Annotated in this window: 7 protein-coding genes; 6 read left to right on the top strand and 1 reads right to left on the bottom strand. The window is 28.8% G+C overall.

The window, feature by feature from the left end:
• Window positions 1-581 precede the first annotated feature (581 nt).
• The 4 genes from R7X45_RS03270 (at window position 582) to R7X45_RS03255 (ending at window position 7,194) form a co-directional block, all read left to right on the top strand.
• Window positions 582-3,599, top strand: coding sequence for an IMCp domain-containing protein (locus R7X45_RS03270; protein WP_318055887.1), 3,018 nt, complete (start codon window positions 582-584; stop codon window positions 3,597-3,599).
• An 801-nt stretch (window positions 3,600-4,400) separates the two neighbouring features.
• Window positions 4,401-5,012 (top strand): diadenylate cyclase, encoded by a 612-nt coding sequence (locus R7X45_RS03265; protein ID WP_044286159.1) that lies wholly within the window; start codon window positions 4,401-4,403, stop codon window positions 5,010-5,012.
• 6 nt (window positions 5,013-5,018) lie between these two features.
• A complete protein-coding gene (gene mgtE, locus R7X45_RS03260; protein WP_258824922.1) occupies window positions 5,019-6,482 on the top strand; it encodes a magnesium transporter in 1,464 nt (487 codons plus the stop codon).
• A gap of 28 nt (window positions 6,483-6,510) precedes the next feature.
• Entirely contained in the window at window positions 6,511-7,194 is a 684-nt protein-coding gene (locus R7X45_RS03255) for a PQ-loop domain-containing transporter (protein ID WP_258824923.1), read from the top strand.
• Between the two features lie 57 nt (window positions 7,195-7,251).
• Here R7X45_RS03255 and R7X45_RS03250 read toward each other — a convergent pair whose 3' ends face one another.
• Window positions 7,252-8,055 carry an HAD family hydrolase gene (locus tag R7X45_RS03250; protein ID WP_318055886.1) on the bottom strand — a complete coding sequence of 268 codons (804 nt, stop codon included), beginning with the start codon at window positions 8,053-8,055 and terminating at the stop codon, window positions 7,252-7,254.
• Window positions 8,056-8,200: 145 nt separating this feature from the next.
• Between R7X45_RS03250 and R7X45_RS03245 the strand changes: the two genes are divergently transcribed.
• On the top strand, window positions 8,201-9,742 hold the full coding sequence (locus R7X45_RS03245) for an MSC_0624 family F1-like ATPase-associated membrane protein (protein ID WP_318055885.1): 1,542 nt from the start codon (window positions 8,201-8,203) through the stop codon (window positions 9,740-9,742).
• A 45-nt stretch (window positions 9,743-9,787) separates the two neighbouring features.
• Window positions 9,788-10,333: a DUF2714 domain-containing protein gene (locus R7X45_RS03240; RefSeq protein ID WP_318055884.1), complete on the top strand. Its 546-nt coding sequence runs from the start codon at window positions 9,788-9,790 to the stop codon at window positions 10,331-10,333.
• Window positions 10,334-10,353: the final 20 nt, after the last annotated feature.

Below are 10,353 nucleotides of genomic sequence, written 5' to 3'. Positions count from 1 at the left end.
CAAATAAAAACGAGTTTTCTATTTGCATTGAGTTTAAATAGTAGTTGTATTTTTTCTTTTATTATGGTTAGATTTAAGATTCAGTGTTTTTGCTTTGATAGTTATTTTTCCTGGGTTTGCCAAAAAAGTTAAAAAAGGCCAAAAACGGCACGCACTTTTTTAAGATTATCTCATTAAACCGGGAAACTCGGGATAAACTAATAAATTAATATATCTAAAAAAACTGAAAATAAATTTTGTGCTATGAATTTATAGCTTTTTTCGTCTTATAAGCCCTTTAATTTTTATTTTTGCAATTTTTTTTGTTAAATGAAAAAAAATGCAAAAAATAATATATAAAAAATTAAAATATGCTTTAAAATTATAGTATAATTTTCAAAAAGGCAAAAAATCAAAACTAAAATGTAAAAATAGAAAAATTTGTGAAAATAACATTAAAATTTATTAGTTTTATGTTAAAATTGAAATAGATTTTGCGTTTGTTCAAAAGCAAAATTTATTTTTTATTAGTATAATTACAAATTTTACACTATAATTTACATTACTTTAAATATAAAGATCAAAAAGAAGTCGCTAGAAAAATGAACAAAACCAAAACGTTAAGATTTTATCTCACAGAGATTTGTGACGAGTTTCACAATGAAAAAGACTGTTATTATAGGCTAAAATTCGCAAAGGAAACCGTTGGTCTTTTTAACTCTCTAGTTGATGTTTTTCTAAAAATTGAAAGTCTTAAAACACCAGTTCGACTTTGAGTTTTGCGTAATAAGAAATTTGGATCTGTAATTTCCTTTCCTTTAGCGATTAATTTTAGGTCACTTAGTCAAGAAAAAAAAGAACAATTTATAGCTAAAATTTTGGCTGATGACCCGAATTTCAATCTAAATGAATCAACTCAGCCAAATCAAAAAACTAGTCAACCTAAAAATTTAACTTTGGAGCAATCACAAGATTTTGATTTACAAAGTTTAAAATCTAAAATAAACAAAGAAAAACCAAAAACCGAAATTTTAATTACTGAAAATGAGAAAACTATTGAAGAAATTCTCTATGCATTAAAGCAAAATAACACCGATCATCCAATTGAGTGTCCAGTTTGCGATGATGAAAATCATCTTGAAGAACTTAATAGTGAATGTCCTTGTCATTTAGTTGAGCTTGAAATTATTGAATCAGTAGATGATTTAGACCAAAAAGATGACAAAAATTCTTCTTTAGTTAATTTAGAAAACTCAGAAATTTCAGCACAAAAGACTCCTGAATCTAATTTAGAAGAAGATTCTGAAATTTTAGAAGAATTTGACCAAGACGAAGACCAAGAAGATGACCTTAATTCATCATTAGACGAAGATGAGCAAAATTTAGCTAAAATTTCGCCAAATTTAGTTTTTAATCAAGATATTTCTGATGAATTTGACAATGAATTGCTTGAAAAAGTTGACTCAGTAAGTCAAGCATTAGTTGAAAAAGTCAGTGACCATGAATTTGAAGATGAACTTTTAGAAAAAGACAATCACTCTGATCATGATCAGTCCGAAGATCAAATTTATTCGTCAAAAACAGCTGAAAATTTTGCTCAAGAAGAAAATCACCAAATTCATTCAGAATATTGCGATTTTTCTCCTGAAAATTCAGACTCATCTCATTCTTGTCAGACTTGTGGACATAATAAAAGTTGTTCTTGATGTCAAAGATATCGTACTTATTTAATTGAAGCCAAAAATTGTCCAGCTTGCCTTGATAGATTTAAGCAAAAAAATTTTGACTATCTTGAAAAAATTTCCCAACTAAGACTTCCTGCCCAAAAAATTGTTAGCTTTTCCAAAAAAGAGCCAAAAATTTGCAAAACTTGTGTTCATAATGCCCTTTGTTCTTGGTGTCAAAGATATCGCACTTATTTAAATGAGGCTCAAAATTGTCCTAAATGTAAGGCGCTTTTTGAAGCTAAAAATATTAGTATTAGCCAAAAAATTCGTGAACTTTCACATCCGAGCTACCCCTCTTATTTATTAAAAAACCCTTATTTTAGCAAGTGTGTCGCTTGCAACCATAATGCAACTTGTCCTTGGTGTCAAAAATATCGTACCTATTTACTTGAGGCCAAAAATTGTCCAGCTTGCCTTGATAAATTTAAGCAACAAAATTTTGACCTTGATGCTAAGATAAATTTACTTCGTGATAATTCACATTTTAGTCATTTAGCTTCATTAAAATCAACTATAAATTGCAAAGCTTGCAACCATAATGCAACTTGTGCTTGGTGTCAAAAATACCGTACCTATTTACTTGAGGCCAAAAATTGTCCAGCCTGTCTTGCTAAATTTAAGGAACAAAATTTTGACCTTGATGCTAAGATAAATTTACTCCGAAGCAATTCATATTATAATAATTTAGCAAATAATATTAAATGTAAGGCTTGTTTTCATAATGCATCTTGTCAGTGATGTCAAAAATATGCAACTTATTTACTTGAGGCCAAAAATTGCCCAGCCTGCCTTGCTAAATTTAAGCAGCAAAACTTTGACCTTGAGAAAAAATTAAAAGAACTAAGAACAAATGATCTCCAAAAATTAACCTCATTAATTTGACAGCAAACTTATAATTCGCCTTGTCCAGCTTGCAATCATAATTTCTTCTGTCCAAAATGCCGCAAATTAGCTGCTTATTATCGTGAAGCCCGAAAATGTCAAGCATGCCAGCTAATTCTTAAAAGTAAAAATATCGACATTGAACAAAAAATTGCTGAACTTTCATTTTATCCTTATTATGAATCTCGAGCACTTTTAAGATATAATTTATTTGAGTCAGATGCACTTTTTAACCAAAATTGTGCCTCTTGTTTACATGTTTATTCTTGCCGTTTTTGTCAAAAGTATCGTACTTTTTTACTTGAGGCCAAAAATTGTCCAGCATGTAAATACCTTTTTGCCAAAAAAGGAATTTCAATTGACTATTTATTAAAAGTAATTAATTTCTGAAATCACCCTGATAGTTTCAATCACGTTGATCCACTTTCAGTTTTAAAACATGGTCGCCCAATTGTTCATGAAAAAATTGTTGAAATAGTTGATATCCCTAAAATTGAAATAGTCGAACCTCCCCGAATTGAAATAGTTGAAATTCCGCAAATAGTCGAAATCCCAAAAATAGTTGAGCCAGTTCTTGATTATTCTTGAGTTAAAATTCACCCTTATTATCCACAAATTGGGACTTTAGAACTAAATAAATTTCCAGCAATTATCCCATTATTCCAAGGAATTGTCTATCAAGCTTTCCTAGATCTGAGCCGTAGTGATCACAGTTCAATCGTTGATGATGAATTATTTAACACAAAACGTGGCTTTGGCGGTTATAATGTCCAATCATCTGGCGGACTTTCAGTTGGACTTGGTGATTTAAGTGTTGACGAGGCTACCCGAGTAATTGCCGCTTCAACTTCAAGCGTGGATGAAGATGAAGAAATTATTATCGTTGCAACCGAAAAATCAACAATTTGAGGTCTTCCTTCTTATGTTTTATGATTTATCGTTTTTGCCTTGATTGCTGTAATTCTTGTTGTTGTGATTATGTTTATTTTATACGGTGCTGGTATTATTTAAAAAATTTACTTTGTTTAATCTTTTATATAAACTCCTTTTTCTTAAAAAATTTAGGAAAAAGGAGTTTATATTTTTTTAAAAAGTAAAAAGTTGAAAAAAATAATTAAAAATAATTGTTTGTCCTGAGTTTACGGCTTGATTGTAAAAATTTACTTTTTAGTCAATATAAATATGCAAAAATAGCGATAAATCCGGGTTTTTTGAGGATAAAAACTTAATTTTTATAATTTTGAAATTAGCCTTTTGCAAAAAAAAAAAAAAAATGCTTGTTCTAAAATAAAATTATGTTATAATAAAACTCACTTAAGAATAAATTAGTAAATTTAGATTTTAGAATTAAGGGGGAATTAAGGATGTTTTTGTCATAAAAAAATTAAATAGTGCGAATTTTCCATTATGTTTTTATATATAATGGAATGCCTTAAATTTAACTGTTTAGAAATCTACAAATTAAGGCTTTTAATTATTGTTCTTTCAAAACTTCACATATTTTTTTAGGCTCAATGTAAGTAAAAACGAGCTTTCTATTTGCATTGAGTTTAAATAGTAGTTGTATTTTTTTATGATTTTGCTTTTTAAGTTAAAATTTTAGCTTTTTTAGTTTGCTTTATTTGGATTAGCAAATAGATTTTTCTTTCATGAGTGTTAAAAAAGTCCCCAAAATCGGACAATTTTTTAGATTATCTCATCAAGTAGGGAAACTCGGTAGTAAAAAGCTGTAAAAAATAATTAAAATTAATTGTTTGTCAAAAACAAAAAATTAATATATAATATTTTAAATAAAGTAAAAAAGGGGCTATTATGGACTTAGATATTGTTGTTTTGATAATTTCAGCATTAACCCTAGTTTTAGGTCTTTTTTTTGCAGTCTTTTTTGTTTACAATCATATAAAAACACTGCATAAAAACAAAGTTAGTCGTAGTTTTGTTGATTTAGGCATATCTACACAAAGAAAAATAGTTTATGAACTTTATTTTGCAGTTAAATATTTGTCCAAAAATAAAGTCGGTGCAATTATCACTTTGCAACGTAACATTCTTCTTGATAGTCTCCGTACTGACGGGGTAAAAATTGATTCTTTAATAAATTCCTCGCTTTTAATCGCTATTTTTCAAAAAAGTTCGCCATTGCATGATGGGGCAGTTATTATTGTTGATGACCGAATTTTGTATGCCTCAACATATTTTTCGGTTTCTGAATCAACACTTGAAGACCGATATGGCGCCCGCCACCGGGCTGCTTTAGGTATTTCTGAGGTTTCTGATTCAATAACAGTTGTTGTTTCAGAACAAAGTGGTGAGGTTGTGATTGTTCGTGATGCAAATTTTTTTAAGGTTACAAATCTTGAAACTTTTACTGAAGTTTTAACAAAAGAACTAAATTCAAGTCAAACAAATACTGCTAAAAAATAACATTTAATGCAAAATTTTGAACCAAAAAGTTCTTTGTTAATTGATTTAGTAAACAATAAAAAAATTAATCAAGTCCGTGAATACACAAACCAAAAACCACTTTCAGAAGTAGCTGAAGAAGTATCTAAATTTAGTCAATTTCAGCGTCTTTTATTTTTTAGAATGTTAGACACCGTTACAGCCGGCGAAATTTTTACCTTTTTTTCACCTGAAATTCAATCAGAATTAGTCATCAGTTTGCCAAATGAGATGATGAATCAACTTCTTGATGAACTTTATGCTGATGAAATTGTTGAGCTTTTAGATGAAGTTCCTGATAATGTTGCCAAACGAATTTTGCGTAATATTGATCCAGATACAAGAAAAAGGGTTAACCAACTTTTACAATATAATTCAAATCAAATCGGCTCTTTTATGTCCGTTGATATTGTTTATCTTTCAAATGAATTAACTTGTGCCCAAGCGCTTGAAAAAATCCGTAAATATAAAGATATTTCTGAATTGGTCCATTATTATTATGTTGTTGATTCGCAAAAAAAAATGATTGGCGCTGCGACACTTGAAGATATAGTTTTTTCTGATCCTAATTTAAATATTGAAAAAATAGTTTTTCAAGTTCCTTTTTTAGTAACAACTGACAAAAAAGAGCATGCCGCTGAAGTTTTCGCTAAAAATGATTTTTCCGTTTTACCAGTTGTAAATACCGCCCAAAGATTAATTGGGATGGTTACAAGTGATGATATTATTGACATTGTTAAAGAAGAAGCAACAAGCGATATTTATAAATTAGCCGGAATTTTACCGCAAGAAGTTGAGGATTCTTATCTTAAAACCACAATAATCCAGATTGTTAAATCCCGTGTTTTTTGACTAATAATTTTAATGTTTGGTTCAACTTTGTCACAATTTATTATTCAAAAATTCACTGATGCAATTAGCGAAAATGATTCAATTAAATCAATTGGCCTTTCATCTTTTATTACCACAATTGTCTCAATGATCCCGGTAATTTCTGGATCAGCCGGAAATGCTGGTTCCCAATCAGCAACAACAATTGTCCGCTCGATTTCATTAAAGGAAATTAATCGTTCTAACTTTTTTTCTAAGGTTCTTTTAAAAGAAATTGGCGTTGGAGCTATTGTTGGCACAGTTTTGATGGTTCTTAACTTTATACGGTTAGTAATTTATTTTACTCTCTCAGGCGAGATTAAAAACTCGCAAATTCCCGAAAATTCAATCTCAAATTTAACGATTCGCGATTATGTTTTAATTATTTCTTTTGCCTCATCATTCTCACTTTTAACTGTAATTATTTTTTCTAAAATTCTTGGTGCAATAATTCCAATGATTGCAAAAGCAACAAAAAGAGATCCTGCTGTTATGTCAGCGCCAATTTTAGCAACTGTAACAGATTCAATTTCTACTTTAATATTTTTTGGTGTAACAATTATTATTTTTTTATTATTGTAGTATAATGTTCATTTTTTAGGCAGGAGATATGACATATATAACAATAATTGGTTGAATTGCAGCTTCTTTAACTTCGATAATCGGTTTACCTTTAGTAATAAATACTTTTTTAGCAAAAAAACCACCAAAAGTTTCATTATTAAGCTGATGAATTTACTATTTGGGAATTTTTGGATTTGCACTTTTAGGCTTTGCAATTCGTGATTTACAAGTTTTTATTCCGCAAGTATTTAGCGGACTTTCTACTTTTATTTTTTTAGCTCAAATTTATATTTTTAAAGCAAAAACAACAAGAAGACAACTAATAAATTTTAGTTTTTTGTCTTTTGCATTAACAGTTTTTCTACTGATTGTACTACTTGGAATTTTCTTTTGGGCCAACATTTCTTTAGGAAATCTTGTTTTTTATGCTAAATATCTCGGAATTTTTGCCGGATTTTGCGTAAATATTGCCTTTTTACCACAAACTTTGTTAGGTATTAAAAACAAAACAACTAAATTTATCCCACTTACTTTTTTGCTAAATTTATTTCTCTTAAACTTTGCTTGACTGATCTACTTTTTCTTGCAATTTGTTATTGAAAAAAATGACGTTTACCTTCCGTCATTCATTTTTCAAATTATTGGTTTCTTGATTTCGACAATCCAACTTGTTGCTTATTTTTATCAAATCAAACAACAGAAAAAACCATTTAAAATTAATTGAATTTAAACTTTTTAATTATTTTAATATTAGAAAAACTAAACAAAATTTGACTAAAACACTTTTTTAGTCAAATTTTGTTCGATATAAAAAGTCTTTAATTGCATAAACTAGCCCTTGTTGATTGCAAGCGCTTGTGTTGAGTTTTGCTGTTTTTTTAACAATTTCATAGCCATTTGCCATTGCATAAGAAAAACTAGTTTTTTCAAGCATTGAAATATCATTAGGACTATCGCCAATTGTCATTGTTTTTTGGACATCAATTCCAAAACTTTTTGCTACAAATTCAACAGCACTTCCTTTATTTGTTCCCTTTTTACCAATTTCAATACTTATATTATTAATTAAAACGCCTTCAAGATCGCCATCTTCTTCTAATAATTTATAAGCCTTTTCTAAAGCTTGGCTTGGGCCAATTAATTCTAATTTTATTACATCTTTTTGTGGGCTATCAGTAAAAAATACCTCATTTTCAGGATCCAAAAGTGGGTAGTTAAAATAGGAATAATTTTGCTCTTTAAAATTAAAGCTAAAATATTTTTGGCTTGTTCAAAAATTTAGTTGCATATCTAAATCTCTGGCAATTTTAAAAACAAAATCTTGTGATTTTTGTGAAATTGGTCCGTGAATTAAAGTATGTTTGTCCTCTTTTAAATCACTAAACAAAGCACCATTAGATGTCAAAACATAGCGAATTTCTAAGAGTTTTGCTGTTTGCAAAATTCTTGAGCCCAAAGGATTACCTGTATTTAAAATTAAGGTAAAGTTATCCTTATTATTTTTTAGAAAATCAATTGTTTCCTTATCAACGGAAAAATCAGCGCAATAAAGAGTTCCGTCAATATCACTAAATATTAATTTTTTAACCATTTCTAAAATTATAAAGTAAAACACTAAAAACAAAAATTATTTTAAATTAGATATTTTTTTAGGCAATTTTTTTTACATTTTTGTCAACAAAAAAAAAAAAAAAAGGTTATAATGTTAGCATTTCAACACGAAAAAGGAGGTCAAAATGAATGCGGTTAGTGCTGAGGCTTATAGCTTAAATGCAAAACCAGCTAAGAAAGACAAGAAGAATTTAGCGCGTATTTTTCTTCGCGTCCTTTTTATTCTATTTTTGCTCGGTTTAAGCACGGCAATTTTCTTTGACGCCCGTCGATCATTCCTGAACATAGTAGATATTGACCAAAATGCCCCGATTTCAAGGGTTTCAAGTATTTCGCTAATTTTTAATCCTATTGATGATGAAATTCGCGAATTTATTGCTCCAAGAGTTGCAAGATCAGTTTTTTTATTATTTTTTAGTATTATCTTTTTATTTAAAGGTTTAAAATTTTTCGGCCTTAAAAATAAAACGCATAAATACATAATTTTATCAGTATATTTGTTCCTTTCACTAGTCAATTTAGTTGTTTATTTTGCTTGACTAACGACAGAATGGAGTCATATTCTTGGCATTTCTGCCCAAATTTTTATTTATATTTTACTTGATTATTCCCTTTGACTTTGGCTAGGGCGAACAGATGACAAAATTAACTATGACTATAAAAAGCTTTTCACTTTTAAGCATATAAGTTTGGCTTCTGCTATTGTTACATCAGGTACTTTATTTGGAATTTTTGCCTCAATGGTCTTTTCGACCCCTGAAAACTCATCAGTTTCGACCGTTACTTATGACAATCCAGTTGCAAATTGAATTTATACTTTTATCACAGAAGTTGCAAAACTAACTAATTCGTTAATTTTAATTGCAATTTTAATGGGAGTTTTAGTATTAACTTTATTATATTATAGTCCGCAAATTTATTTTTACCGTCAAAGTTTTATTCGACTTAAAAAATATACTCCAGCACTTTCGGTCTTAATTTTTATTGCTATTGGAATTTTTATATATAGTGTTTATATAACTGTTTATTCGATAAGTAATTTTGTTCAGTTTCTTCCTTTTGGAAATAATATCGTGCCTAATTATTTGCCGACAATAATTGGTATTTCGATTCATGTTGTTTTATTAATTCTTTATTTTGTTTTAAATCTTACTCGACTAAAAAATAAAATTAAAGATTATCAATTAAATACTCTTCCATTCATTTTTATTCTGTTATCTTTTATTGTAAGTTTCGTTGTCTCATATTTAAGTTATTCAGTTCATGAGACAATTTGGATAAACTCAACTCAGCTAGTATTTTTCCTTACCATTTATTTTGCTCTTGTCAGAATTAAACCCGAATTTCCGCTTTGGATGAAATTAATGGTAAGTTTTTTTATTGTTTTATACACAATTTTTAATTTCATTTATTTATTGAATATTGATATTTATACTTCAGTCGTTTCACAAGTTAAGCCAGAAGACTACCAAAAAGATTTAGTATCAGTTTTTTATATTGACTATAGTTTCTATTTTCTTGGGATTTTAACTCTTTTACTAGCAATTTTTGTTTTGACAAATTTATTTATTGCAATTGGTAAAAATACTTTAATTCTAACAACAAAAAACAAATCATCTCAAGATCAAAAAGAAAAAACTGAAAACAAACAAATAGGTTCATCTTAGATCTAAGATTTCCAAATCTAAAAGTTAAAAAATAAGGAACAAATCATGAAAATTTTCGGAACAAAAAAGCAAGCAAATCCAACCCAAATTGATACAAAAACAGAGTTTCGCGACTATTATGATTTAATTAATCACCCTAATTTCATTAGTTTTGATGCACTAATGAATTTAACTCTGCTTGTATCTTCGCAAAAAGCAAAATCCTCAATGAAAGAAAAATACCAAAAAAAAGTTATTGACTCTTATAAGTCAACCACAGAATTAGTGTTTAAAAATTTTGTTATTTCTTGGCAACGTTCAAGTCGTTTTGGTTCAAAAGGGCTTGTTCCGATAATTGCTCAGGTTGAGTCTTCAAATGTTAGAGCAAGTAATTTTTATTCAGATAGTTCTGATTCAAGATTTTCAGCACTTCTTGGGAATCTAAACACACTTGCTTGAGATTTTATTGCCAACAAAAGCCGTTTTGTTGAAGTTGTCGAAGGATGCATTGTTTTTCTAGATCCGCAAACAAAAACACTTAAGGTTATTTTCAGCGAAGTTTCTTTGGCATCAAGTTTAGAAGATCAAAACCAGCCAAATAAAAAAGGATAAATACTTTAATTTGGGAGTCT

The organism is Mesomycoplasma ovipneumoniae, from assembly GCF_033343935.1.
GTDB classification, from domain to species: Bacteria; Bacillota_I; Bacilli_A; order Mycoplasmatales; family Metamycoplasmataceae; genus Mesomycoplasma; species Mesomycoplasma ovipneumoniae_G.
Note: the sequence above shows the minus strand (reverse complement) of the source record. Positions and strands in the feature narration are given on the sequence as shown.